This window comes from Streptomyces panacea (assembly GCF_040560175.1).
GTDB lineage: Bacteria > Actinomycetota > Actinomycetes > Streptomycetales > Streptomycetaceae > Streptomyces > Streptomyces panacea.
The window spans coordinates 1-25,703 of the sequence record NZ_JARJHW010000102.1 but is presented as its reverse complement, the minus strand read 5'-3'; the positions used below and the strand labels follow the sequence as shown (position 1 = coordinate 25,703).

The window sequence follows — 25,703 nt, the reverse complement described above, 5'->3', positions numbered from 1 at the left end:
CAGGCAGTTGTCGCCGCCGGGCGAGGAGCCGTAGCGGCCGAACGTCCAGGTGCCGGGCGCCTGCTCGTCGACACGCAGCAGTGGGCCCGAACCGTCCTTCTGAGACCCGACCTTCCAGGCCGTACCGGAGAGCTCCGGCGTACCGGCCACTCCCAGGGCCTCGGCGAGCCGCGCCACGTCGGCCGCCGCGACGGACCCCTCGGGGAGGTGTACGGCGGCGGAGCCGGGCCCCTCGGGCAGCGTGCCGGCCGCGCGGTACTCGACGCCGTACGGGCTCGGCTCACCGGGCGCGATGCCGGGCCCGCCCGCCGCGTCGCCGAGCGCCAGCGGCGGCGGATCCAGATCCCCGCCGTGCGCGGCCGAGGCGGCGTCACGGCCGCCGTCCGGCGAAGCCGTGGCGAAGTAGGCACCGCCGCCACCCACGATCAGGACGGCCGCCGCCACCGACACGATCGCGAGCGGGGAACGGCGCGACCAGGAGCGCACCCCGGCGCGCTCGTCATCGCGTTCGCCGTCGCTGTCCTGGGGTCGTTCGGTACTGGTCACCGTCTGCTCCTTCGGCCGTATCGGCCCCGCCGTGGCCGGGACACCGGTGGGACGGGCGGCAGGAGCGCTCGGTTCCCCGCGAACCGTCAGTCGCCGTATTCGGCCATTCCGTCGATCAGCCGGGCCGAGTCCGGGGGGACCGTGACGCCGTGGATCAGCGACGGAGGGACGGGGGCGGGAGCGGCGGCGGCGGGCTTCACCCAGTCCGGTGCCATCCGCGCGCAGTCACCGCGCAGTTCGGCCAGGCTGGTGTCGGACTCACGTACGGCGCGCTCGCGGGGGACGACGTTGTTCCTCATGGACGCACCGTAAGCACGGAGGGGGCAGGAGAAAAGCCCTACTATCGGGTAGTTCTGCCGTTTGGAGGCTCCCGAGGGCGAACCGATACCGTGGGCTGTCAACCGCCCACACGTCGCCCACCGCCACCCTTGCCGGAGCGACGGCGGCGCACACCTTCATATTCCACAGGAGCAGTCACGCCGTGAGAATCGCAGTCACCGGCTCCATCGCCACTGACCACCTCATGACCTTCCCCGGTCGCTTCGCCGACCAGTTGGTCGGGGACCAGCTGCACACGGTCTCGCTTTCCTTCCTCGTCGACAACCTCGACGTACGCCGGGGCGGTGTCGGAGCCAACATCTGCTTCGGTATGGGCCAGCTCGGCACCGCGCCGATCCTGGTCGGCGCCGTCGGACCCGACTTCGAGGAGTACCGCGCCTGGCTCGACCGCCACGGTGTCGACACCGCGTCGGTCCGGGTCTCCGAGGTGCTGCACACCGCGCGCTTCGTCTGCACGACGGACGCCGACCACAACCAGATCGGCTCCTTCTACACCGGCGCCATGAGCGAGGCGCGGCAGATCGAACTGAAGTCGGTCGCCGACCGGGTCGGCGGCCTCGACCTGGTCCTGATCGGCGCCGACGACCCGGAGGCGATGCTCCGCCACACGGAGGAGTGCCGTACCAGGTCCATCCCGTTCGCCGCGGACTTCTCGCAGCAGATCGCCCGGATGGACGGCGACGAGATCAGGCTGCTGCTCGACGGCGCGACGTACCTGTTCTCCAACGAGTACGAGAAGGGGCTCATCGAGTCCAAGACCGGCTGGACCGACGCCGAGATCCTCGCCCGCGTCGGCCACCGGGTCACCACGCTCGGCTCGCGCGGCGTGCGCATCGAGCGGGTCGGCGACGACCCGATCGAGGTCGGCTGCGCGGAGGAGACGGTCAAGGCCGACCCGACCGGCGTCGGCGACGCCTTCCGCGCCGGCTTCCTGTCCGGTCTGGCATGGGGTGTGGACCTGGAGCGGGCCGCGCAGGTCGGCTGCATGGTCGCGACCCTGGTCATCGAGACGGTGGGCACCCAGGAGTACACACTGCGCCGGAACAACTTCATGGACCGCTTCACCAAGGCGTACGGCCACGAGGCGGCCAACGAGGTCCGTAAGCACCTGGAGTAGCAGCGCCGGGGCGCGTGCCGCTCCCGCGGACCTCTCCGCGGGAGCGGCACGCGCCTTTCGGCCACCGGTGGCCGTGGCTCAGACGAGGCGGCGCACCAGGAACGCGGTGCCGTCCCGGCCGCCGTACTCGTGCCCGCGCATCTGGCACCAGGCCGGGATGTCCAGCCGGGCGGCCTCGTCGTCGGACAGGACGGTCACCGTGCCGCCCACCGGTACGTCCCCGATCACCTTCGCCAGCTCGATCACCGGGACCGGGCACAGCTTGCCGAGCGCGTTCACGACGAGTGACCCGGCCACCTCCGGCGCCGCGCCCCCGCCGGCGGGCGCCGCAGGCGCGCCGAGGCGTTCCCGTACACCCGCCACCAGCCCCGGCAGCACCTCCAGGAACCGGTCCACCTCCGCCTCCGCCGTACCGGACGGCAGCGACACCCTGACGTTGCCCTCCGAGAGCACCCCCATCGCCCGCAGCACATGGCTCGGCGTCAGCGTGCTGCTCGTGCAGGAGGAGCCCGACGACACGGAGAAGTCCGCCCGGTCCAGCTCGTGCAGCAGAGTCTCCCCGTCGACATAGAGACAGGAGAACGTGACGAGATGGGGGAGGCGGCGCACCGGATCGCCCACCACCTCGACATCGGGGACCAGTTCCGGCACCCGCGCCCGGATCCGGTCCACCAGCACCCGCAGCCTGGCAGCCTCGTCCTCGGCCTCGTCCCGTACCGCGCGCAGCGACGCCGCGGCGGCGACGATCGCCGGCAGGTTCTCGAAACCGGGTACGCGCCCCGACTCCCGCTCGTCCAGCGGGCCTTGGGGAGCGAACCGGACCCCCTTGCGCACGGCGAGCAGCCCCACCCCGGCGGGCCCGCCCCACTTGTGCGCGCTCGCGGTCAGCAGCGACCACGCCCCGTCCACCGGCCCCCATCCCAGCGACTGCGCTGCGTCCACCAGCAGCGGCACCCCGGCCGCCCGGCACGCCTCGGCGACGGCGGCGACCGGCTGCACCGTGCCGACCTCGTGGTTGGCCGACTGGAGGCAGGCGAGCGCCGTGTCGGCCCGCAGGGCCGCCGCGTACGTCTTTGGGGACACCGCCCCCGTCCGGTCCACCGGAACCTCCGTCACAGCCGCGCCGTCCCGGCCGCCGACCCGCGTGTGCCCGGCGTGGAGCACCGACGAGTGCTCGACCGCCGAGACCACCACATGGTCACCGACACGCCGGCGGCCCGCGAGCGATCCCGCCATCGCCGCGTGCACCGCGTAGGTCCCCGAAGGAGTGAAGACGAGTTCGTCGGGCCGGCAGCCCACCGCCTCCGCCGCGGCCTCGCGCGCGGCGTCCAGCAGCAGCCTGGCCCGCCGTCCCTCCCGGTACAGCCTGGCCGGATCGGCCCAGCCCTCGTCGAGGGCGGCTTGGAGGGCCTGGTGTGCGACGGGGTGCAGCGGGGCGGAGGAAGCGGAGTCGAAGTAGGCCACGCCGCCACGCTAGGCCAAGGGCCACCACGGAGAGCGCGCCCCGGTCCGCCCGGTCCGCCGAAGGCCTCTGGAGGGGGCGTCAGAAGTGCCCCGGAGCCGGGCATTCCACCCCTTCGGGGTGCCGGACGGCGCGTTGGGCACCCTCCATGCGCGACCCCAAATTGCGTCCAGTAGGGTTTGGTCCGCATAAACATCCAAACCCCTGCCCGCGTCAGGGCCGGCGACCGACCGTGACGGCCGCAGCCGGCTGTGCGGGCGAGACTCTCGGGAAGGCGCTACGTGAGTCCCAACGGCTCCGACCGCTCGTCGCGGCGCCCGATGCGGCGGAAGCTGCCGCAGGTGCTGACTGCGGGCCTGATCCTCGCGACCGCCACCGGTTGCACATACAAGGATTTCCCCCGCCTTGGAATGCCCACACCGGTGACCGAGGAGGCCCCCAGAATCCTCTCCCTCTGGCAGGGCTCGTGGGCGGCAGCGCTCATCACGGGCATCCTGGTGTGGGGGCTGATCGTGTGGAGCGTCATCTTCCACCGGCGCAGCCGCACCAAGGTGGAGGTACCTCCACAGACCCGTTACAACATGCCCATCGAGGCCCTGTACACGGTCGTTCCGCTCATCATCGTCTCGGTGCTCTTCTACTTCACCGCGCGTGACGAGTCGAAGCTCCTCTCTCTTGAGGACAAGCCCACCCACACCGTGAACGTGGTGGGCTACCAGTGGAGCTGGGGCTTCAACTACGTCGAGAACGTGGACGGCGACGCCTCCACCGGCGCCGAGATTCCCAAGGAACTCGGCGACATCCCCCAGAAGTTCCAGGACGACTTCCCCGCCGGTGCCGAAGGCGTCTACGACGCCGGAATCCCGGGCACACGGAATCCCCAGAACGGCAACCCGGGTCCGACCCTGTGGCTGCCGAAGGGGGAAAAGGTCCGGTTCGTCCTCACGTCACGTGACGTCATCCACTCCTTCTGGGTCGTGCCGTTCCTGATGAAGCAGGACGTCATCCCGGGTCACACCAACGCCTTCGAGGTGACTCCCAACCAGGAGGGCACCTTCATGGGCAAGTGCGCCGAACTGTGCGGTGTGGACCACTCCCGGATGCTCTTCAACGTCAAGGTCGTCTCCCCGGAGCGCTACCAGCAGCACTTGAAGGAGCTGGCCGACAAGGGGCAGACCGGCTACATCCCGTCGGGCATCGAGCTGACGGACCCGGCCAGGAATGCGGAGAAGAAACAACTGTGAGCATCCTCAACGAACCCAAGGGTGCCGCCGCAGCAGCTGACGACTCGTACGAGAACGAGCTGCCGGTACGGCGCAAGCAGCCCGGCTCGGTCGTCATCAAGTGGCTGACCACCACCGATCACAAGACGATCGGCACGCTCTACCTGGTCACGTCGTTCGTCTTCTTCTGCATCGGTGGTGTGCTCGCGCTCTTCATGCGCGCCGAGCTGGCCCGTCCCGGCACGCAGATCATGTCGAACGAGCAGTTCAACCAGGCGTTCACGATGCACGGCACGATCATGCTGCTGATGTTCGCGACGCCGCTGTTCGCCGGTTTCGCGAACTGGATCATGCCGCTGCAGATCGGCGCGCCCGACGTGGCGTTCCCGCGGCTGAACATGTTCGCCTACTGGCTCTACCTGTTCGGCTCGATCATCGCGGTGGCCGGTTTCGTCACCCCGCAGGGCGCGGCGGACTTCGGCTGGTTCGCGTACTCCCCGCTGTCGGACGCGGTCCGTTCGCCGGGCATCGGCGCCGACCTGTGGATCATGGGTCTGGCCTTCTCCGGCTTCGGCACGATCCTCGGCTCGGTCAACTTCATCACCACGATCATCTGCATGCGCGCGCCCGGCATGACGATGTTCCGCATGCCGATCTTCTGCTGGAACGTGCTGCTGACCGGTGTGCTGGTCCTGCTCGCCTTCCCGGTGCTGGCCGCCGCGCTCTTCGCCCTGGAGGCCGACCGGAAATTCGGTGCGCACATCTTCGACGCCGCCAACGGCGGCGCGTTGCTCTGGCAGCATCTGTTCTGGTTCTTCGGGCATCCAGAGGTGTACATCATCGCCTTGCCCTTCTTCGGGATCGTCTCCGAGATCATCCCGGTGTTCAGCCGCAAGCCGATGTTCGGCTACATCGGTCTGGTCGGCGCGACGATCGCCATCGCCGGTCTGTCGGTGACGGTGTGGGCGCACCACATGTATGTGACGGGCGGCGTGCTGTTGCCGTTCTTCTCCTTCATGACATTCCTGATCGCGGTGCCGACCGGAGTGAAGTTCTTCAACTGGATCGGCACGATGTGGAAAGGCTCGCTGTCCTTCGAGACACCGATGCTCTGGACCATCGGCTTCCTGGTCACCTTCACCTTCGGTGGTCTGACGGGCGTCATCCTGGCCTCCCCGCCGATGGACTTCCATGTCTCCGACTCGTACTTCGTCGTCGCCCACTTCCACTACGTCGTCTTCGGCACGGTGGTGTTCGCGATGTTCGCCGGCTTCCACTTCTGGTGGCCGAAGATGACCGGCAAGATGCTGGACGAACGGCTCGGGAAGATCACCTTCTGGACGCTGTTCATCGGCTTCCACGGCACGTTCCTGGTGCAGCACTGGCTGGGAGCGGAGGGCATGCCACGGCGTTACGCGGACTACCTCGCGGCCGACGGCTTCACCGCGCTGAACACCATCTCCACGATCAGCTCGTTCCTGCTGGGCCTGTCGGTCCTGCCGTTCTTCTACAACGTCTGGAAGACCGCCAAGTACGGGAAGAAGGTCGAGGTGGACGATCCGTGGGGCTACGGCCGTTCACTCGAATGGGCGACTTCCTGCCCGCCGCCCCGGCACAACTTCCTCACACTGCCGAGGATCCGCTCCGAATCCCCGGCGTTCGACCTGCACCACCCGGAGATCGCGGCGCTCGAACACCTTGAGAACGACGGACAGAAGGACGCCGCTCTGCTCGGTGGCAAGGAGGTCGGCAAGTGAAGGTCCAAGGCTGGATGTTCCTCTGGCTGAGCCTCTTCATCCTCGTCGTCGCGGCTGTGTACGGCGTGTGGTCGAAGGAGCCCGTCGGTACCACCGCGCTCTTCCTGGCGTTCGGTCTGAGCCTCATGATCGGCTTCTACCTGGCCTTCACGGCCCGGCGGGTCGACGCGATGGCGCAGGACAACAAGCAGGCCGACGTCGCGGACGAGGCCGGCGAGGTGGGGTTCTTCTCCCCGCACAGCTGGCAGCCGCTCTCGCTGGCCATCGGCGGCGCGCTCGCGTTCCTCTCCATCGCCATCGGCTGGTGGCTGCTGTTCTTCTCCTTCCCGATCCTCCTGATCGGCCTGTGGGGCTGGGTCTTCGAGTACTACAGCGGAGAGAACCAGAACCAGTAGCCGAAAACGGCGGCGAGCGGCCGTCACCGAGGCAACGGGCCCGGATCCCCCTCACTCCTGAGGAGGATCCGGGCCCCTCGTTTGCAGTCACACAGCGCGCCGTAACCGGACATTCTTCATAACGTGTGCATATGAACCACACGCCGCGCTTTCGCACCGTTCTCGGCTGCACTCTGCTGGTCCTGTCCCTCGGGGCGGTAGCGACCGGCTGTGGCGGCCCGGACGGCCACCCGCTGTCGGGCAAGCCCTACGACGCCGCCGACCAGGTCTCCCTGAACGCACCCAAGGGCGACGCCAAGGCGAACCCCGACAAGCCGCTGGAAATCGTCGCCAAGGGCGGCGACGCACGGATCACCGACGTCACCGTCACCGACGCCGCCGGCCACCACCTGGCGGGCGAACTGGCCGCGGACGGGGCCCGCTGGCGCTCCACGGCCCCGTTGGCCGCCGGTGCCCGCTACACCGTCAAGGTCGCCACGGAGGACGAGGACGGCGCCCCCGGCAGCCGTACGCTCGACTTCGAGACGTCTCCGGTGAAGCGCAACCTCTCCGTCACCTTCGGCCCCAAGGCGGGCAAGTACGGCGTCGGCCAGCCCATCACGGCTGAGCTGAGCGCCCCGGTCAAGGACCGGGAGGCCAGAGCCGTCGTCGAACGGGGTCTCAAGGTCCGCTCCAGCCCCGCCGCCGAAGGCTCCTGGCACTGGGTCGACGACAAGAAGCTGCACTTCCGGCCCAAGGAGTACTGGCCCGCCAACGCGTCCGTCAGCGTCAGCAGCACCCTCGACGGCATCAAGGTCGGCAACAAGCTGTACGGCGGCGCCGTGAAGCCCCTGAAGATCACCACCGGCGACCGGCTCGAAGCCATCGCCGACGCCGGTACGCACCACATGACGGTGCTGCGCAACGGCGAGGAAATCAGAACGATCCCGGTGACCACCGGCAAGCCCGGCTTCTCGACCCGTAACGGCACCAAGGTCGTCCTGGAGAAGCAGCAGTTCGTACGGATGCGCGGCACCAGCGTCGGCATCGCGGCGGGCAGCAGCGAGGGGTACGACCTGCCCGTCTACTGGGCGACGCGGGTCACCTGGAGCGGTGAGTACGTGCACGCCGCCCCGTGGTCCGTCGGCTCACAGGGGTCGGCGAACGTCAGCCACGGCTGCGTCGGCATGTCCACGGACAACGCCGAGTGGTTCTTCGACACCGTCCGCGAGGGCGACATCGTCAAGGTCGTCAACAGCGGTGGCGAGGACATGGATCCGTTCGGCAACGGCTTCGGCGACTGGAACCTGGACTGGGCCAAGTGGCGCCAGGGCAGCGCCCTGGTCGGCCCCGCCAACGACGGCGGCGGCCAGGTGGAGGCCGCCCGGCTCCGCCCCCAGGTCTGACGCGAGCCGGGACGACCGGACCGGTCGGAGCCGTCAGGCCTCCACGGCGAGCCTGGTGCGCAGCAGCGCGGCCAGCGCCTCCGGGAAGCCCACCGGCTCCACCGGCAGCGTCACAGCGGCCTCAGCGCGGCTCCAGGTGGCCAGCCAGGCGTCCTGAGGGCGGCCCATCAGCAGCAGCACGGGCGGTGAGTTGAAGATCTCGTCCTTGATCTGCCGGCACAGGCCCATGCCGCCGATGGGGGTGGCCTCGCCGTCGAAGACACACGCGTCGACGCCGCCCTTGTCGAGCACCTTCAGTACGGCGTGCATCGTCGCGCACTCGATGTACTCGACCGGCGGCAGGTCGGCGGCCGGCCTGCGGCCCGCTGCCGTCAGCACCTGCTCGCGGGTGTTCGCGTTGTCGCTGTAGACCAGGACCGTGGCGGTCGGCTGCATTGTTCCTCCGTGACATCCGTCGTGACATCCGCGTCTGCGAGGGCTCCGGGCTCAGGGCCTGTCGTGTGGATCAGGCCCTCGCCACCGAGACCCGCTGCGCGGATGCTACTCCGTCGGACACCATGTCAGCACGGGTCCCGGCCCTTCCGCGATGGGCCGTTCGGTCCTGGCCCGCGTCCCGTCCGAAGTGGCTGACACTCCGAATGGGACCCCCGGGAGTGAGGGCGGGATAAGCGACCGACATAATGTCGGTCGTGGCGACAGCAACGACAGTAGAAACCGGGCACGCGCACCCGACGGTCAATCGGCCGAACCTCACCAGTGTCGGAACCATCATCTGGTTGAGTTCCGAGCTGATGTTCTTCGCGGCCCTCTTCGCGATGTACTTCACCCTCCGGTCGGTGACAGGAGCGGCGTTCTGGTCGGAGAAGGCCGATTCGCTGAACATCCCGTTCTCGGCGGTGAACACCACGATCCTGGTGCTCTCCTCACTCACCTGCCAGCTCGGCGTCTTCGCCGCTGAGCGGGGCGACGTGAAGAAGCTCCGCTCGTGGTTCGTGATCACGTTCGTGATGGGTGCGGTCTTCGTCGGAGGTCAGATCTTCGAGTACACGGAGCTCGTCAAGCACGAGGGCCTCTCGCTCTCGTCCGACGCGTACGGCTCCGCGTTCTATCTGACCACCGGCTTCCATGGTCTGCACGTGACAGGCGGCCTGATCGCCTTCCTGCTGGTTCTCGGCAGAACGTACGCGGCCAAGAGGTTCACCCACGAGCAGGCAACCGCCGCCATCGTCGTGTCCTATTACTGGCACTTCGTCGATGTCGTCTGGATCGGCCTTTTCGCCACGATCTACCTGATCAAGTAGCGGGCCACAGCGCCCGACGCGCTTGCGCACACCGTCCAGAAGCACCGACGCAGAAGATCCTGACACCGGGGTAATCCGTGAAAAAGCTCTCCGCACGACGACGCCATCCGTTGGCGGCGGTCGTCGTCCTACTCCTCGCGCTGGCGGCCACCGGGGGGCTGTACGCCGCGTTCGCGCCCGCGGGCAAGGCACAGGCAGACGACACCGCCCAGTCCCTCGCCATCGACGAGGGCAAGAAGCTGTACGCCGTGGGCTGCGCGAGCTGCCACGGCGTCGGCGGTCAGGGCACGACCGACGGCCCGTCGCTGACCGGCGTCGGCGCCGCCGCCGTGGACTTCCAGGTCGGCACCGGCCGGATGCCGGCGCAGCAGCCCGGCCCGCAGGTACCCAAGAAAAAGGTCATCTACGACCAGAAGGAGATCGACCAACTCGCGGCGTACGTCGCCTCGCTCGGTCCCGGTCCCTCCATCCCGACCGCCGAGCAGTACAACCCGGAAGGCGCGGACTCCGCCAAGGGCGGTGAGCTGTTCCGGTCCAACTGCGCCCAGTGCCACAACTTCGGTGGTGAGGGCGGCGCGCTGACGAACGGCAAGTACGCGCCGGGGCTTGAAGGGGTATCCAACAAGCACCTGTACGAGGCGATGCTGACCGGTCCGCAGAACATGCCCTCCTTCCCCGACTCGACGATGCCCGAGGAACAGAAGCGGGAGATCATCAAGTACGTCGAGGACGTGAACGGCGACAAGTCGACGAACCCCGGCGGTCTCAAGCTCGGTGGCATCGGCCCCGTCAGTGAGGGCCTGTTCTCCTGGATCATCGGTCTGGGCCTGCTGATCGCAGTCGCCATCTGGACCGCGGCGCACACCGCTAAGGCCAAGAAGTCATGAGTAGCAACCGGATTTCAGACGAGAACCTGCCGGCTGAGCAGGAATCCGCGCACACCGAGGTCGAGCGTGCCGACGACCCGTTCGCCAACCCCGGGATGCCGGCCCACCGGCCGCGTATCCAGGACATCGACGAGCGGGCGGCCAAGCGCTCGGAGCGCGCGGTGGCGGCACTCTTCACGCTGTCGATGCTGGCCACGATCGGCTTCATCGCCTCGTTCGTCGCCTTCCCCGTCGACAAGATCGTGTACATCTGGCCGTTCGGTCATGTGAGCGCGCTCAACTTCTCGCTGGGGCTGACGCTCGGAGTCGCCCTCTTCGCCATCGGCGCGGGCGCGGTCCACTGGGCGCGCACCCTGATGAGCGACGTGGAGATCGTCCAGGAGCGCCACCCGATCGAGGCCACCCCCGAGGTCGCCGCGAAGGCGAAGGAGGACTTCCTCCTCGGTTCGGCGGAGTCCGGCTTCGGGAGGCGCAAGCTGATCCGCAACACGATGTTCGGCGCGCTGGCCATGGTGCCGCTCTCCGGCGTGGTCCTGCTGCGTGACCTCGGCCCGCTGCCGGAGAACAAGCTCCGCACGACGTTCTGGAAGAAGGGCTTGCTGCTCATCAACCAGAACACGAGCGAGCCGCTGCGTCCCGAGGACGTCACCGTGGGGTCGCTGACCTTCGCCCAGCCCGAGGGGCTGGACGAGCACAATGAGAACTTCAACAATGAGATCGCCAAGGCGGCTCTCATGATCGTTCGCATTCAGCCCGAGGACATCAAGGACAAGCGCGAACTCGAGTGGTCGCACGAGGGCATCGTCGCGTACTCCAAGATCTGCACCCATGTCGGCTGTCCCATCAGCCTCTATGAGCAGCAGACGCACCACGTGCTCTGCCCGTGCCACCAGTCCACCTTCGACCTGTCCGACGGCGCCCGCGTCATCTTCGGCCCGGCCGGTCACGCCCTTCCGCAACTGCGGATCGGTGTGAACGGCGAGGGATTCCTCGAAGCGCTCGGCGATTTCGACGAGCCCGTCGGTCCGTCCTTCTGGGAGCGCGGATGAGTACTGCGTCTGACGAAAAGAGCCGCCAGGCACCCGCGGGAGAGCGGGTCGCCGACTGGGCGGACGGTCGCCTCGGGATCTACGGCGCGGCCAAGGGCATGGTGCGCAAGGTCTTTCCGGACCACTGGTCGTTCATGCTGGGCGAGATCGCCCTGTGGAGCTTCGTCGTCATCATCCTCACGGGTGTGTATCTGACGCTGTTCTTCCACCCGAGCATGAACGAGGTCGTTTACCACGGCAGTTACGTGCCGATGCAGGGTGTCCAGATGACCGAGGCGTACGCCTCGACGCTGGACATCAGCTTCGACGTCCGCGGTGGTCTGCTGATCCGGCAGATCCACCACTGGGCCGCGCTGATCTTCGTGGCCGCGATGTTCGTGCACATGATGCGCGTCTTCTTCACGGGCGCGTTCCGCAAGCCCCGCGAGATCAACTGGCTGTTCGGCTTCCTGCTGTTCGTGCTGGCTCTGTTCACCGGACTCACCGGTTACTCGCTCCCGGACGACCTGCTGTCCGGCACCGGTGTCCGCTTCGCCCAGGGCGCGATCCTGTCCACACCCATCGTGGGCACGTACATCTCGATGTTCCTGTTCGGCGGGGAGTTCCCCGGTCACGACATCGTGGCGCGGTTCTACTCCATCCACATCCTGCTGCTGCCGGGCATCATGCTCGGGCTCGTGGTGGCGCACCTGATCCTGGTCTTCTACCACAAGCACACGCAGTTCGCCGGGCCCGGCAAGACCAACAACAACGTGGTCGGCGCGCCGTTCCTGCCGATCTACATGGCCAAGGCCGGCGGCTTCTTCTTCCTGGTCTTCGGTGTCATCACGATCATCTCGGCCATCGCCACGATCAACCCGGTGTGGGCCATCGGCCCGTACCGCCCGGACCTGGTCTCCACCGGAGCACAGCCCGACTGGTATCTGGGCTTCTCCGAGGGTCTGATCCGCGTGATGCCCGGCTGGGAGCTCAACTTCTGGGGCCATACGCTCGTCCTGGGCGTGTTCATCCCGCTGATGATCTTCCCGTTGGTCCTGGTGGCCCTCGCGGTCTACCCGTTCATCGAGTCCTGGGTCACCGGCGACAAGCGCGAGCACCACATCCTGGACCGCCCGCGCAACGTGCCGACCCGTACCGCCTTCGGTGTGGCGTGGCTGACCCTGTACTTCATCCTGCTCATCGGCGGCGGGAACGACATCTGGGCCACCCACTTCCATCTGTCGATCAACACGATCACCTGGTTCATCAGGATCGCGTTCTTCGTCGGCCCGGTCGTCGCGTTCGTGATCACCAAGCGGTTCTGTCTTGGACTTCAGCGCCGCGACGCCGAGAAGGTGCTGCACGGACGCGAGTCCGGTGTCATCAAGCGGCTGCCGCACGGTGAGTTCGTGGAGGTCCACCAGCCGCTGAGCCAGGCGGACCTGCACACGCTCACCGCTCACGAGCAGTACAAGCCGGCCGAGATCGGGCCGACCGTCGACGAGAACGGTGTCGAGCGCAAGACCTCTCCGGTGGAGAAGCTGCGGGTCAAGCTGAACAAGGGCTACTACGGCGAGGGAAGCCAGATCCCCAAGCCGACGGCCGAGGAGTACAAGGAGATCACGAGCGGCCACGGCCACCACTGATCACCTGAGGTACGAGGGCCCCGGCCCGGTGCTCCTTTCGGGGGACCGGGCCGGGGCTTTCGTACGTCCCGGGGTACGGCCGTCGGCGGCACGGCTGTCCGTAGTTCGGGCAGCCGGTCGGTGATCGGGGTCGGCGCCGATAGGCTGACGCCCGGCAGCACCGGCCAGAAGGCCGTGCACCCGTCCCCAGATCCCCAGGAGCGAGCATGAGCAGCGCTGTTGCACCGGCCGGAGGCGACACCCTGGCGGCTCGTTCCTGGCCGGGTGTACTGAACTCGCTGCTGCGCGGCCAGGATCTCGACGCCGGCGCCACGGCCTGGGCCATGGACCGCATCATGAGCGGCGAGGCCACCGACGTGCAGATCGCGGGCTTCGCCGTCGCGCTGCGCGCCAAGGGCGAGACCGTGGACGAGGTCTCGGGACTCGTACGCGCCATGTACGAGCACGCCAGGACCATCGAGGTTCCCGGCGCCACGGTCGATGTCGTCGGCACCGGCGGCGACCTCGCTAAGACCGTCAACATCTCCACGATGGCTGCGATCGTCGTGGCCGGGGCGGGCGGCAAGGTCGTCAAGCACGGCAGCCGCGCGTCGTCGTCCGCGAGCGGCGCCTCCGACGTGCTGGAGAAGCTCGGGGTCAATCTGGAGCTGACGCCGCAGCGGGTCGTGGAGGTCGCCGAGGAGGCGGGCATCACCTTCTGCTTCGCGGTGAAGTTCCACCCGGCCCTGCGGTACGCGGCCAAGGCCCGCAAGGAGCTGGGCGCGCAGACCACGTTCAACATCCTGGGACCGCTCACCAACCCGGCGCGGGTCCGCGCCCAGGCGGTCGGCGTGGCGGACATCCGGATGGCGCCGATCGTGGCCGGTGTCCTCGCCGAGCGGGGCAACTCCTCGCTCGTCTTCCGCGGCGACGACGGCCTGGACGAGCTGACCACGACCGCCACGTCACACGTATGGGTGGTTCGGGACGGCCAGGTCACGGAGCGGGCCTTCGACCCCAGGGACATCGGCCTGGAGCTGGTCCCGGTCGAGGCCCTGCGGGGCGCGGACGCGTCGTACAACGCGGACGTCGCGCGCCGGCTGCTGGCCGGCGAGACCGGCCCCGTACGGGACGCGGTCCTGCTGAACGCGGCGGCGGCGCTGGTGGCGCTGGAGCCGGCCGACGGCACGCTGAACGACCAACTCGCGGCGGGATTCGCGCGGGCGGCGCGGGCGGTGGACTCGGGCGCGGCGAAGCAGGCGCTGGAGCGCTGGGTGGCCGCGAGCAACGCGTAGCGGTCGCCTCTCGCCGGACCAGGACGGCCCGGAGGGTGTCCCGTATCGCGGACGCCGTCTGGGCCGTCGCGCACCGGTGGGGTAATCTCACCCCAGGTCATGAGTGACAGCGACTACGGCCCCGGCCCGCTGTCCGGCAACCCTCCGTCCGTGGCGGGGTGCCCCGGGTGAAGACCAGGCCGCAGGCAGCGAGGTCTGCGGCAAGCGCGGACCCCTGGACATCGTTCGGATGTCGTCATCCCTGGGGTCCTGGTCCTCAAGGGAGCAGTCTCGTGAGCAAGCGAATGCGATAGGGCCTTCGGCCCTTCCGGTGCCCTCTCGCGCCGGAGACAAGGGCCCGAGCCCTCTTCAGTGAGCGCCACCCCCGCTGTCCGTCCCGCGCCGTCACGGCATCCGCCGTCACGACGACGCGTCCGGCTGTCGGGTCCTGATGCCGTTTCCGCCTCGTCCTGCCGGGAGATACCGCCATGTCCGCACCCACCGACGCCCTCGGCCGCACCACCACCGACCAGCCGCTGCCCGTCCTCGGACGTGAGGTCACCGTCCCCCTCGTCACCGGCGGCGAAGTCACCTACGCCGCCCTCGACTACGCGGCCAGCGCCCCCGCACTCCAGCGTGTCTGGGACGACGTCGCCGCCTACGCCCCGTACTACGGCAGCGTCCACCGCGGCGCCGGGTACCTCTCGCAGCTCTCCACCGACCTCTTCGAGAACAGCCGCCGCACCGTCGCCGAGTTCCTCGGCTGCCGCGAGGACGACCAGGTCGTCTTCACCCGGTCCACCACCGACTCGCTCAACCTGCTCGCCGCCGTGCTGCCCGCCGGCTGCGAGGTGTTCGTCTTCGAGACCGAGCACCACGCGTCGCTGCTGCCCTGGCGCGACGCCCGCGTCAGCTACCTCAACGCGCCCCGCACCCCCGGCGAGGCCGTCGCCACACTGGAGCGGGCGCTGGCCGGGCGCGACCCGAAGGGCCCCGCCCTGGTGTGCGTCACCGGCGCCTCCAACGTCACCGGCGAGCTGTGGCCCGTGAGCGAACTGGCCGCCGTCGCGCACGCCCACGGCGCCCGCGTCGTCCTCGACGCCGCGCAGCTCGCCCCGCACCACCCCGTGGACATCGCGGAGCTGGACGTGGACTGGGTGGCCTTCTCCGGGCACAAGCTCTATGCGCCGTTCGGCTCCGGTGTGCTCGCGGGCCGCGCCGACTGGCTTCGGGAGTCGGAGCCGTACCTCGCCGGTGGTGGCGCCAGCCGCAAGGTCGCGCGCCGTGGCGACGGCGGTGTGGACGTCGAGTGGCACACCACCGCGGCCCGCCACGAGGCCGGGTCGCCGAACGTCATCGGCGTGTACGCGATCGCCTCCGCCTGCAAGGCCCTCACCGAGGCGGGCTTCGACCGGCTCGTCGCGCGTGAGAGGGAGCTGGTGGCCCGGGTGCGCGAAGGGCTCGCCCAGGTGCCCGAGGTGCGGGTGCTCTCGCTGTTCGGCGACGACGCGCCCCGGGTGGGCGTCATCTCCTTCGTCGTCGACGGCTGGAACAGCTCCCACTTCGCCGCCGCGCTCTCGGCGGAGTACGGCATCGGCGTACGGGACGGGCTGTTCTGCGCCCACCCGCTGGTCAGGACGCTGCTGGGCGGCGACGCCGGGGACCCGGGGGAGTGCGGCGCGCCGGACGCCGGGCCCGGTGAGAAGTCGCTGAACGCGATCCGGGTCAGCTTCGGGGCCGGCACGCCGGACGAGCACGTGGCGCGTTTCATCGGCGCGGTCCGGGAGCTCGTCCGGGACGGGGCCCGCTGGAACTACCGCACCGAGGACGGCCGTTGCGTCCCCGACCGCGGCTGACGGATCCCGCTCAGGCGTCGAGGCCGATCGCGAACGCCGCTTCCAGGTCGTGCTGGGAGTACGTACGGAACGCCACGTGCGTGTCCGTGGCCTCGACGCCCGGGATCTTGCTGATGCTGCCCGGGATGACGTCCGCCAGATCGTCGTGCCTGGCGACCCGCACCATGGCGATCAGATCGTAGGTGCCGGTGACGGAGAAGACCTCGCTGACGCTCTCCAGCCCCGCGATGGACTCGGCGATCTCGGGGATCCGGTCGACGCTGGTCTTGATGAGCACGATCGCGGTGATCACGGTTGACGTTCTCCCTCGGTGGCCACGAGACGGGGCTTCACTCTAGCCGTACGCCGGAAGAGTCCCCAGGCGGCGACGAAGCCGAGGGCGAAGCCCACCAGATGCGCCAGATAGGCGACGCCCGGGCCCGGCTCGGCGTTCCTGGCCGCCAGCCACTGAAGGACGAACCAGAAGATCAGGACGATCCAGGCGGGGAAGCGCAGCGGCAGGAAGAAAAGGAACGGGAAGAGGCTGGTGACGCGCGCGCGGGGAAAGAGACAGAGGAAGGCGCCGAGCACACCGGAGATCGCGCCCGACGCGCCCACCAGGGTCTGGTCGGAGTCCGCGTTCGCCACCGCGTAGGCGAACAGGGCGAGATATCCGCAGCCGAGATAGAAGAGGGTGAACCGCACCCGCCCCATCCGCTCCTCGGCCATCGCCCCGAAGACATAGAGGAAGAGCAGGTTGCCCAGCAGATGGAGCCAGCTGCCGTGGACGAAGAGCGCGGTGAGAGGGGTGAGGAGCGCGTGGGATTCACCGCTCGTCAGCTGGTCGGGGAGCACCCCCCAGCGTTCGAAGTACGCGCTCTGCGCGGCGAGCAGGGTGTCGCCCGTCCCGTACGCGGGATTGAACCCCGAGAGCGGACCGGTCAGGAAGGCCAGAGCGCACAGGCCGATCAGACCGTAGGTCACCACCGGCGCTCCGGCCGCCGCGCGCCAATTGATCATCCACGGATCATCCCGTACGCGGACAGACGGGGAGAGACCGCCTCGCCGCGACACGGGGTACACGGGAGGCCGTAGGGTTACGGCGCGTACTTCCCCGGTTCGGCGCCGCACCGGGGCGACGGCGCGGCGGGCTCGACATCAGGGCTTCAGGACGTTCAGGACATCAGGCTCGACGAAAGAGGACGGCACGATGACGACGGTTCCCTTGCCGACCGACGCCACCCGGTGGCGCTGCACGCTGTGCGGCAATCTCACCCGGTTCGACGTGACGCGCTCGTCCAAGGTGGTGGAGTACGTCCATCTGGACCTGGCCGGGCAGTCGAAGGTCGAGGAGCGCGACGTGGTCAGTGAGACCATCGAGTCCGTCCGCTGCCGCTGGTGCAACGCGGTGGATCAGATCGAACTGGTTGACAGGCCGGGCGCCGGTTCCTGAGGGAGCCGCCCGAAAGGGTAGTGGGGTGACGGATCGTGGAGCAGCCCGCAAGTGGCGCTGAGCCGGCCGGTGCGGCCGGCGGCGACGCCGAGGCGCTCGACAGGCCGCTGCCCGAGGGAGTGCGGCGCCGGGTCGTGGCGCTGGTCTCGGACGCCTTCGGCGGTCTGACCGTCACCGAACTTCCCGCCCAGCTACGACAGTACGCGCGCTTCACGCCGAGCAGACGCGCCCGGTTCGCGGGCAACGCGATGGCGGCGGCCCTGGAGAGCGACCCGGTGTTCCGGCAGCGGATCGGCGAGCGGTTCGGCCAGGCGGACCCCGAGCTGGCCGCCGCGGTCGAATCCGGGTCGCCGCCCCCGGCCGCCGACCCCGTCGACGTGGCGGCGGCGGCCTATGTCCTGCGCCCCGTCGGCTGGGTGAAGCTGGTGGCCGCCGCGGGCGAGGAGGTCCAGCGCGCCGACGCCGAGCGCGCCGACGAGGAGAACCGCCGCGAGCTGGAGCGCCTGCGCGAGGAGCTGACGCAGGCCCGCGCCTCGACGAAGACCGAGACGGAGCGGCTCCGTTCGGAGCTGGACGCCGCCCGCAGGGAGACCGAGTCCACGCACCGCAAGCTGCGCGGCGCCCTGAGTGACGTGAAGCGCGGCGAGGCCGCCCTGCGCCGTACGGCCGCCGAGATCGAGACGGCCCGCGCGGAGGCCGCGACCCAGCTGTCCGTGGCGGTGAGCGAGTCGCGGCGCCTCAAGGCCCGGCTCGCGGAGGCGGAGGCGGCGGTGGAGGCGGGGCGCCGGGCCGCCCGCGAGGGGCGCTCGGTGGAGGACATGCGGCTGCGGCTGCTGCTGGACACCGTCTTGGAATCGGCGCAGGGGCTGCGGCGCGAGCTGGCGCTGCCGCCGGCCGCCGCGCACCCCGCCGATCTGGTCGACGCCGTGGAGCCCGGCCGAATGTCTCCCAAGGACGTCGCGGCGCGCGCGCTGTCCGACATGGACCCCGCGCTGCTGGACCAGTTGCTGGCGCTGCCGCAGGCGCATCTGGTGGTCGACGGCTACAACGTCACCAAGACCGGCTATCCGACGATGCCGTTGGAGAAGCAGCGGCTGCGGCTGCTCGGCGGGCTGGCGATGCTCGCCGCGCAGTCCGGCGCGGAGATGACGTGTGTCTTCGACGGGGCCGAACTGGCGGCCCCCGTACTGCTCGCGCCGCCGCGCGGGGTGCGGGTGCTGTTCTCCAAGCCGGGCGTGACGGCGGACGAGCTGATCCGTCAGCTCGTCCGGGCGGAGCCGCCGGGGCGTCCGGTGGTGGTCGTCTCGACCGACCGTGAGGTCGCCGACGGGGTGGCGCGGGCCGGCGCGAGACCCGTCGCGTCCGCCTTGTTGCTGAAGCGGCTTTCGCGCGTCTAGTAACTCCTGTGCTCAATGCGGCATTTGGTCACACCATGTCGCACCACAGTGTCAATTGTTCATCACTGTCGGTGCGATGTATGTGAAGAAACCACTCCACGGCGAAATTTTTTCCCTTCAGGATTTGAACTGATCACGGGAAGGTCACTAGGGTCAGGCTTCGAACCTTCGCGCGGTTGATCACCCATCCGGGGTGGCGGCGAAGGAACCGCCGAATTCATGTAGTTCAGTCCGGGTAGTACCGGATTCCCGGCCCCGCCGGGAAAGCTGGAACACATGGAGCCGGGGACTCGTTCCCCACTCCCGGTAGGCGGCTCGAGGAAGAAGGAGCTCGCCTTCGTGGCGTCCCACCGTCGTCCCAAGCAGCCGAGCCGCGCCCGCGTGACCGTGCTCACCGCGACCGCAGCCGCAGCTGTCGCCCTGACGTCCCAGGCCGCGCAGGCCGATCCGAAGCCGACCAAGGAAGACGTCAAGGAAAAGGTCGACAAGCTCTACCACGAGGCCGAGGCCTCGACCGAGGCGCACAGCGGCGCCGAGGAGAAGGAAAAGAAGCTCGAGAAGCAGGTCGAGGCGATGCAGGACAAGGTCGCCCGTGGCCAGGAGGAGCTCAACGAGCTGCGTACCGGCCTCGGTTCGATGGCCAGTGCCCAGTACCGCACCGGTGGCATCGACCCCGCCCTCCAGCTCTTCCTCTCCGCCGACCCCGACGACTATCTGGACAAGGCCTCCGTGCTCGACCAGATGGGCAGCAAGCAGGTCAGCGCGCTGGAGCAGATCCAGGCCAAGCAGCGGACCCTCGCGCAGCAGCGTCAAGAGGCGACCCTGAAGCTGAAGGACCTCTCCGACACGCGCACGGAGCTGGCCAAGAAGAAGAAGGACGTCCAGACCAAGCTCAACGCGGCGAACAAGCTTCTCAACACGCTGACCGCCCAGGAGCGCGCGCAGATCCAGGCCGACGACGTGAAGCGCGCGGCCCGTGGCAACGAGCGCGTCAACCTCGGCAACGAGGCGGCCTCTTCGGGCCGTGCCGCCGCCGCGCTGGCCGCCGCCAAGACCCAGCTGGGCAAGCCGTACATCTCCGGCGCCGAGGGTCCCAACTCCTACGACTGCTCCGGGCTGACCCAGTGGGCCTACGCCCAGGCGGGCGTGAGCCTCACCAGGACCACGTACACCCAGGTCAACGACGGCGTGAAGATAGGCCGCGGCGAACTCGCCCCCGGCGACCTGGTCTTCTTCAGCGGTCTGAGCCATGTCGGGCTGTACGTCGGCAACGGCCAGGTCATCCACGCCCCCAAGCCGGGCACCGTGGTGCGGTACGAATCCATGGAGTGGGCAGGCAGCTTCCAGTTCGGCGTCCGCGTCTGACGCTCGGCGCGCACCCCGACACGCACGCACGGACACGACCGCGACCGCCCGTTCGGGCGAACTCCGGTTACTCCCGCTGACGCACGCCCCGCCGGTGACCTGTGGTCTCCGGCGGGGCATCACTGTCTGTGCCCGGCGCGGTCTTTGGTCACTCCGTGTCCGCACGGTTACTGTCTGCTGCGCCGTAGCTTCCGGCCATGTTTCCGCCCGTCGGGCGGCAGGGGCTGCGCAGTTGCGTCCAGCGGAAGGAAGTGCGGCTTCCTGTGGTGTCCCATCGTCGTTCCTCACACCCCGGCCACAGCCGGGGCACCCGGGTCACGGTCCTGTCCGCCGCCGCGGTCACGGCCGCGGCCGCCCTCGGGACGGCGCCGGCGAGCGCGGACCCGCGGGACACGACCGAGGCGACCCGGTCCACCGTCGACCGGCTGTACGAGGAGGCCGAGAAGGCCACCGAGCGGTTCAACGAGGCGGGCGAGCGGGCCGGTGTTCTGCGCGAGCGGGTGAACCGGGTCCAGGACAGCGCGGCCCGGGGCCAGGAGCGCGTCAACCGGATGCGGGGCGCGCTCGGCTCGATCGCCGGAGCCCAGTACCGCTCCGGCGGGCTCGACCCGGCGCTCGCGCTGCTGTTCTCCTCCGACCCCGACAGCTATCTCGACCGGGCCGAGGCCCTCGACCGGCTGAGCGACCGCCAGGCGCTGGCCCTGCGCGACCTCGGGCAGGCCCAGCGCAAGCTCGGCCAGCAGCGCGACGAGGCGACCAAGGACCTCGCCGAGCTGGAGCGCAGCCGGGCCGCCGTCGCCCGCCACAAGCGCACCGTCGAGGCCAAGCTCGCCGAGGCGCGGCGGCTGCTGAACTCGCTGCCGGACGCCGGGCGGGACGCCGACCGCGCCTCGCGCTCGGGGCGCGACGGCGGCCCGCTGTCGCTCTCGGGGGAGGCGCCCGCGTCGGCGCGGGCGGCCGCCGCGGCGCGCGCGGCCCGTGGCGTCGTCGGCCTGCCCTACGTGTGGGGCGCCAACGGCCCCTCGGGGTTCGACTGTTCGGGCCTGACCCAGTGGGCGTACGCACAGGCCGGTGTCGCCCTGCCGCGCACCTCGCAGGCCCAGCGGTACGCGGGACAGCGGGTGCCGCTCTCCCAGGCGAGACCCGGGGACCTGGTCGCCTACCGCGACGACGCCAGCCACATCGGGATGTACATGGGCAACGGCCAGGTGGTGCACGCGCCCTACCCCGGCGCCTCGGTCCGCTACGACCCGGTGGGCATGATGCCGGTCTCGTCGGTCACCCGCGTCTGAGCCCGCCCGTCGCCCTCGGAGCCCCCGTCGCCGACGCGCTGTCGGGATTCGTTCTCGCGGCGCCCCGTACGATCGGCGGGGTGGCAGGTCAGGGACGTACGACTCGAAGACGTGCGGCGGGTCGGTGGCGTCCGGCCCGTCGCGGTGGCGTGCGCCGCCGTGCGGCGGCCTCGCTGCTGGGGTGTCTGCTGGTCGCCTCCGGCTGCTCCGCGCCCACCGCCGCCGACCCCGCCACCGGTGCGATCCAGCGGATCCTCGACCGCCGCGCCGACGCCCTGCTCGACCGTGACGAGAGCGGTTATCTGGCCGCCGTGGACCCCGCGGCCCATGATCTGCTGGCCGCCGAGCGGCAGGCGTACCGGAATCTCACCGATGTGCCCGTGCGGTCCTGGGAGTACGAGCTGCGGGACGTCGACCGTTCCGGCACCCGTGCGACGGCGCACGCCGAGCTGCGCTACCGGATAGCGGGCTACGACGGCGCGCCCGTCACCTCGGCCCGCACGCTGGAGCTGGCCGAACGGGACGGGCACTGGTACGTGACGGCCGACCGGCCCGGCGAGGGCGGCGTGCAACAGCTCTGGCAGCAGGGCGCCGTCGACGTCGTCCACGGCAGGCGCAGCCTGATCCTCGGCGTTGGCCAGGACAACGCCCGGCTCCGCGAGATCGCCGCCGTCGCCGACCGGGCGGTGCCCGCAGTCGACGAGGCCTGGCCGGGCACCTGGTCGGGCCGCGTCGTGGTGCTGGTGCCCGGGTCGGTCGCGTCGATGGCCGCTCTGCTGGGCGCCTCGGAGGCGAGCTACCGGGGCATCGCCGCCGTCACGACCGGTGAGACCCGGCGCCAGGGCTCCTCACCGGCGGACCGGGTGATCGTCAATCCCGACGCGTACGGAGTCCTGGGCGACTTCGGGCGCCGGGTGGTCCTCACCCACGAGACCACCCACGTGGCGACGCGGGCGGACACCTCCGCGGCCACCCCGATGTGGCTGTCGGAGGGTTTCTCCGACTGGGTCGCCTACCGGGACACCGGCCGCGCCGACGGGCAGGCGGCGCCGGAGCTCGAACGGTCCCTGCGCCGGGGCGAACTGCCCGCCGCGCTCCCCGGGGACGGTGACTTCGCCTTCGACGCGAAGGCGGACGAACTGGCGCGTGCCTACGAGGGCGGGCGCCTCGCGTGCGAGCTGATCGCCACGCGCTGGGGCGAGCGGGAGCTGACGGACTTCTACCGGGCGGTCGGGGCGCACGAGCGGCGCGAGGGCGCCGTCGAGGACGCGATGAACGAGGTGCTGTCGGTGACGCCGGAGAAGTTCGACGCGCTGTGGCGGGACCACCTGCGCGAGCGGCTGCGCTGAGGACCGGGCACACGCCCCGTACGGCCCCTGGGCGGGCGCTCAGGAGCCGAGCGTCCGGTACTCGTCCTCCTGGGCCCCGCCTCCGCTCCCGGCCGCGTCCGCCGCCTTCCGGCGGACGCGGGGGCGCGGGGCCGGCACCGTCGCGCGCCACAGCCGGCCGCACGCGGTCAGCGTCGCGGCGACCAGCAGCCCGTTGCGTACGACGAGCAGGGTCACGCCCAGCCAGTCGCTCGCCGTCACGTGCGAGAAGAACAGCGGGAATTCGAGCACCGTGACCGCGGAGGCCGCCACCACGAGCACCGCGGGCAGCGTCATCGGGCTCGACCGCAGGAGCAGGCAGACGGCGGCGAGGCCGACCAGCCAGATCATGTACTGCGGACTGATCACCCGGCTGGTGACGGTGAAGAGCAGGACGGCGACGAACGCCGCGTCGCACAGGGTGCTCGGGGCGAACGCCGCCGTCTTCAGCCGCCAGACGAGCAGCCAGCCGAAGGCGGTCACGCTGAGGACGAGGGCGAGCGCGCTGACGAGGGGTACGTAGGGCCCCCGGAACTCCACCGAGCCGTAGCTGAACATCACCGCGCCGTCCCAGCCGAGATGCCGGGCCACATGGAAGACCAGCGCGCCCAGCGACTCGACCTCGGTGCCCCGGTCGCGCTGCGCGGTCAGGAAGTCCAGCGCGCCGGGCAGCGCCGCGGACACCACGGCGAGCAGCGCGAGGGCCGTCGCGACGGCGGCGGACCAGGAGAGCCGGGTGGCCCGGCCGCGCGGCGTTCCGATCAGCAGCAGCACCGGCCACACCTTCAGCAGCGCCCCGAACCCCGCGAGCGCGCCGAGCAGTTGGGGCCTGCGGAGGCCCACGAGGAGGGCGCAGACGGCGACGGCGGTGACCATCAGGTCGTAACGGGCGTACACGGTGGGCCCGAGCACCGCGACGCCGGCCACCCATACCCACACACCGCGCGTCGAGCGTCCGGGGCGCCGCCCCGCGCGGAGCAGCAGCCCGAGGACCAGCGCGTCGCAGAGCAGGCACAGGGTGAAGAACGCCGTGGCGTAGCCGAGGAAGGGCAGCAGGGCGGGGGAGAGGATTGCGAACGCGGCGCCGGGCGGGTACTGCCAGGTGACGTCCGACTGCGGGAAGGTGCCGGTGCGCAGGACGTCGTACCAGCCCTGGTAGGTGACGGAGACGTCCGGTGTGACGTCGGAGCCCGGCGTGACGATGATCCTGAGGACGCAGAGCATCAGTACGGTCCTGGTGAGGAGCCACACCGTGACCGGCCCGACCGTGGAGAGCACGCCGACCGCCCGGCCCCCCTCGGCCCCGGCGGCCCCCGCGTCCGCTCCGACGCGTGTCGTGTCTTCGACCGTCATGACTACCTGCCCGTTTTGACCGATATGTACATATGTTGGCGGGAGCCATCATGCGCGGGGACGGGCGCGGGAACGATGAGGCGGGGCCGTTCGGTACTGTCGGCGACGATGCACAAGACCTTGATCGTGACCAACGACTTCCCGCCCCGGCCCGGCGGCATCCAGGCGTTCCTGCACAACATGGCGCTACGGCTGGACCCCGACCGGATCGTCGTCTACGCCTCCACCTGGAAGCGTGGCGCCGAGGGCGCGGAGGCGACGGCGGCCTTCGACGCCGAGCAGCCCTTCACGGTCGTGCGCGACCGCACGACCATGCTGTTGCCGACCCCGGGAGTGACCGGGCGGGCCGTGGGACTGCTGCGGGAACACGGCTGCGAGTCCGTGTGGTTCGGCGCCGCGGCCCCGCTCGGACTGATGGGCCCCGCGCTGCGCAGGGCGGGCGCCCGGCGGATCGTCGCCACCTCGCACGGCCACGAGGCGGGCTGGGCCCAGCTGCCCGCGTCCCGGCGACTGCTGCGCCGTATCGGCGAGGGCACGGACACGATCACCTACCTCGGCGAGTACACACGCTCGCGCATCGCCGCCGCGCTCACGCCCGACGCCGCCGGCCGCATGGTCCAACTGCCGCCCGGCGTCGACGAGAAGACGTTCCACCCGGCATCGGGCGGTGACGCGGTACGCGAGCGGCTGGGACTCGCCCGGCGGCCCGTCGTCGTCTGCGTCTCCCGGCTGGTGCCGCGCAAGGGGCAGGACACGCTGATCCTCGCGATGCCCGCGATCCTGGCGCGGGTCCCGGACGCCGTGCTGCTGATCGTCGGCGGCGGACCGTACGCCAAGGAGCTGCGGAAACTGGCGGCCGAGACGGGCGTCGCCGACTCCGTACGCTTCACCGGCGCCGTGCCCTGGTCCGAACTGCCCGCCCACTACGGCGCGGGCGACGTCTTCGCGATGCCCTGCCGCACCCGGCGCGGCGGCCTCGACGTGGAGGGCCTGGGCATCGTCTATCTGGAGGCCTCCGCCACGGGGCTCCCCGTGGTCGCGGGCGACTCCGGCGGCGCGCCGGACGCCGTGCTGGACGGCGAGACGGGATGGGTGGTGCGCGGCGGCCCCACCGCGCTCGCCGCTCGGGAGACGGCGGACCGCGTCGTGACGCTGCTCGACGACCCCGAACTGCGGCGGCGGATGGGCGCCCGCGGCCGTGAATGGGTCGAGGAACGCTGGCGCTGGGACCTGCTGGCGGGGCGGCTGCGCGCGCTGCTCTAGGCCCTGTCCGGTGGATCTTCGGGGGCCCGGGGCGCCTGA

The 25,703-nt window shown here is 70.2% G+C and carries 23 protein-coding genes, 1 pseudogene and 1 riboswitch; of the genes and pseudogenes, 17 read left to right on the top strand and 7 right to left on the bottom strand.

Going from position 1 to position 25,703, the window contains the following annotated elements; genetic code table 11:
• Both P3L51_RS22660 and P3L51_RS22655 read right to left on the bottom strand, forming a co-directional pair.
• A pseudogene (locus P3L51_RS22660) lies at positions 1-546 on the bottom strand (hypothetical protein); the annotation flags it as partial.
• A gap of 86 nt (positions 547-632) precedes the next feature.
• Positions 633-845: a hypothetical protein gene (locus tag P3L51_RS22655; RefSeq protein WP_354607116.1), complete on the bottom strand. Its 213-nt coding sequence runs from the start codon at positions 843-845 to the stop codon at positions 633-635.
• A 182-nt stretch (positions 846-1,027) separates the two neighbouring features.
• Here P3L51_RS22655 and P3L51_RS22650 point away from each other — a divergent pair, with 182 nt between their 5' ends.
• Complete coding sequence (locus P3L51_RS22650) at positions 1,028-2,002, top strand: carbohydrate kinase family protein (RefSeq protein WP_354607115.1); 975 nt, start codon at positions 1,028-1,030, stop codon at positions 2,000-2,002.
• Positions 2,003-2,080: 78 nt separating this feature from the next.
• On the opposite strand, the gene P3L51_RS22645 is transcribed toward P3L51_RS22650, so the two are convergent.
• Entirely contained in the window at positions 2,081-3,466 is a 1,386-nt protein-coding gene (locus P3L51_RS22645) for a cysteine desulfurase/sulfurtransferase TusA family protein (RefSeq protein WP_354607114.1), read from the bottom strand.
• A 279-nt stretch (positions 3,467-3,745) separates the two neighbouring features.
• Here P3L51_RS22645 and ctaC point away from each other — a divergent pair, with 279 nt between their 5' ends.
• The 4 genes from ctaC to P3L51_RS22625 all read left to right on the top strand — a co-directional run bounded on the left by ctaC (position 3,746) and on the right by P3L51_RS22625 (position 8,224).
• The gene (gene ctaC / locus P3L51_RS22640) at positions 3,746-4,708 is read left to right on the top strand and encodes an aa3-type cytochrome oxidase subunit II (RefSeq protein WP_354607113.1); all 963 of its coding nucleotides are present in this window, start codon (positions 3,746-3,748) and stop codon (positions 4,706-4,708) included.
• Positions 4,705-6,444, top strand: coding sequence for an aa3-type cytochrome oxidase subunit I (ctaD, locus tag P3L51_RS22635; protein WP_354607112.1), 1,740 nt, complete (start codon positions 4,705-4,707; stop codon positions 6,442-6,444). Before ctaC ends, ctaD begins: the two co-directional genes overlap by 4 nt.
• Positions 6,441-6,839, top strand: a complete 399-nt coding sequence (locus P3L51_RS22630) for a cytochrome c oxidase subunit 4 (protein WP_354607111.1) — start codon at positions 6,441-6,443, stop codon at positions 6,837-6,839. The genes ctaD and P3L51_RS22630 overlap by 4 nt, the downstream gene beginning before the upstream one ends.
• Before the next feature lie 131 nt (positions 6,840-6,970).
• Positions 6,971-8,224 (top strand): L,D-transpeptidase, encoded by a 1,254-nt coding sequence (locus tag P3L51_RS22625; protein WP_354607110.1) that lies wholly within the window; start codon positions 6,971-6,973, stop codon positions 8,222-8,224.
• A gap of 33 nt (positions 8,225-8,257) precedes the next feature.
• Here the strand turns inward: P3L51_RS22625 and P3L51_RS22620 are convergent, their stop codons facing one another.
• Entirely contained in the window at positions 8,258-8,659 is a 402-nt protein-coding gene (locus P3L51_RS22620) for a hypothetical protein (RefSeq protein ID WP_354607109.1), read from the bottom strand.
• A 245-nt stretch (positions 8,660-8,904) separates the two neighbouring features.
• Between P3L51_RS22620 and ctaE the strand changes: the two genes are divergently transcribed.
• The 6 genes from ctaE (at position 8,905) to P3L51_RS22590 (ending at position 16,195) form a co-directional block, all read left to right on the top strand.
• Positions 8,905-9,525, top strand: coding sequence for an aa3-type cytochrome oxidase subunit III (gene ctaE / locus P3L51_RS22615; protein ID WP_354607108.1), 621 nt, complete (start codon positions 8,905-8,907; stop codon positions 9,523-9,525).
• Between the two features lie 77 nt (positions 9,526-9,602).
• Positions 9,603-10,412, top strand: coding sequence for a cytochrome bc1 complex diheme cytochrome c subunit (qcrC, locus tag P3L51_RS22610; RefSeq protein ID WP_354607107.1), 810 nt, complete (start codon positions 9,603-9,605; stop codon positions 10,410-10,412).
• Positions 10,409-11,461, top strand: coding sequence for a cytochrome bc1 complex Rieske iron-sulfur subunit (qcrA, locus tag P3L51_RS22605; RefSeq protein ID WP_354607106.1), 1,053 nt, complete (start codon positions 10,409-10,411; stop codon positions 11,459-11,461). The genes qcrC and qcrA overlap by 4 nt, the downstream gene beginning before the upstream one ends.
• Entirely contained in the window at positions 11,458-13,086 is a 1,629-nt protein-coding gene (gene qcrB, locus P3L51_RS22600; RefSeq protein WP_354607105.1) for a cytochrome bc1 complex cytochrome b subunit, read from the top strand. The genes qcrA and qcrB overlap by 4 nt, the downstream gene beginning before the upstream one ends.
• 206 nt (positions 13,087-13,292) lie before the next feature.
• A complete protein-coding gene (trpD, locus tag P3L51_RS22595; RefSeq protein WP_354607104.1) occupies positions 13,293-14,360 on the top strand; it encodes an anthranilate phosphoribosyltransferase in 1,068 nt (355 codons plus the stop codon).
• A gap of 95 nt (positions 14,361-14,455) precedes the next feature.
• Positions 14,456-14,573, top strand: a riboswitch (SAM riboswitch).
• 254 nt (positions 14,574-14,827) lie between these two features.
• The gene (locus P3L51_RS22590) at positions 14,828-16,195 is read left to right on the top strand and encodes an aminotransferase class V-fold PLP-dependent enzyme (protein ID WP_354607103.1); all 1,368 of its coding nucleotides are present in this window, start codon (positions 14,828-14,830) and stop codon (positions 16,193-16,195) included.
• Positions 16,196-16,205: 10 nt separating this feature from the next.
• Here the strand turns inward: P3L51_RS22590 and P3L51_RS22585 are convergent, their stop codons facing one another.
• On the bottom strand, positions 16,206-16,487 hold the full coding sequence (locus P3L51_RS22585; protein ID WP_354607102.1) for an Lrp/AsnC family transcriptional regulator: 282 nt from the start codon (positions 16,485-16,487) through the stop codon (positions 16,206-16,208).
• A complete protein-coding gene (locus P3L51_RS22580) occupies positions 16,484-17,194 on the bottom strand; it encodes a rhomboid family intramembrane serine protease (RefSeq protein WP_354607101.1) in 711 nt (236 codons plus the stop codon). Before P3L51_RS22580 ends, P3L51_RS22585 begins: the two co-directional genes overlap by 4 nt.
• A gap of 190 nt (positions 17,195-17,384) precedes the next feature.
• On the opposite strand from P3L51_RS22580, the gene P3L51_RS22575 reads away from it, so the two are divergent.
• From P3L51_RS22575 to P3L51_RS22555, 5 genes are all read left to right on the top strand, one after another.
• Positions 17,385-17,627 carry a hypothetical protein gene (locus tag P3L51_RS22575; RefSeq protein ID WP_354607100.1) on the top strand — a complete coding sequence of 81 codons (243 nt, stop codon included), beginning with the start codon at positions 17,385-17,387 and terminating at the stop codon, positions 17,625-17,627.
• A 35-nt stretch (positions 17,628-17,662) separates the two neighbouring features.
• A complete protein-coding gene (locus P3L51_RS22570; protein ID WP_354607099.1) occupies positions 17,663-19,024 on the top strand; it encodes an NYN domain-containing protein in 1,362 nt (453 codons plus the stop codon).
• A gap of 339 nt (positions 19,025-19,363) precedes the next feature.
• Positions 19,364-20,389 carry a C40 family peptidase gene (locus P3L51_RS22565; protein ID WP_354607098.1) on the top strand — a complete coding sequence of 342 codons (1,026 nt, stop codon included), beginning with the start codon at positions 19,364-19,366 and terminating at the stop codon, positions 20,387-20,389.
• 263 nt (positions 20,390-20,652) lie between these two features.
• Positions 20,653-21,681: a C40 family peptidase gene (locus P3L51_RS22560; RefSeq protein ID WP_354607117.1), complete on the top strand. Its 1,029-nt coding sequence runs from the start codon at positions 20,653-20,655 to the stop codon at positions 21,679-21,681.
• A 149-nt stretch (positions 21,682-21,830) separates the two neighbouring features.
• Positions 21,831-23,030: a hypothetical protein gene (locus P3L51_RS22555; protein ID WP_354607097.1), complete on the top strand. Its 1,200-nt coding sequence runs from the start codon at positions 21,831-21,833 to the stop codon at positions 23,028-23,030.
• Between the two features lie 39 nt (positions 23,031-23,069).
• Here P3L51_RS22555 and P3L51_RS22550 read toward each other — a convergent pair whose 3' ends face one another.
• The gene (locus tag P3L51_RS22550; RefSeq protein WP_435594505.1) at positions 23,070-24,272 is read right to left on the bottom strand and encodes a glycosyltransferase 87 family protein; all 1,203 of its coding nucleotides are present in this window, start codon (positions 24,270-24,272) and stop codon (positions 23,070-23,072) included.
• Between the two features lie 237 nt (positions 24,273-24,509).
• Between P3L51_RS22550 and P3L51_RS22545 the strand changes: the two genes are divergently transcribed.
• The gene (locus tag P3L51_RS22545; RefSeq protein WP_354607095.1) at positions 24,510-25,664 is read left to right on the top strand and encodes a glycosyltransferase family 4 protein; all 1,155 of its coding nucleotides are present in this window, start codon (positions 24,510-24,512) and stop codon (positions 25,662-25,664) included.
• The last annotated feature ends 39 nt before the right edge of the window (positions 25,665-25,703 follow it).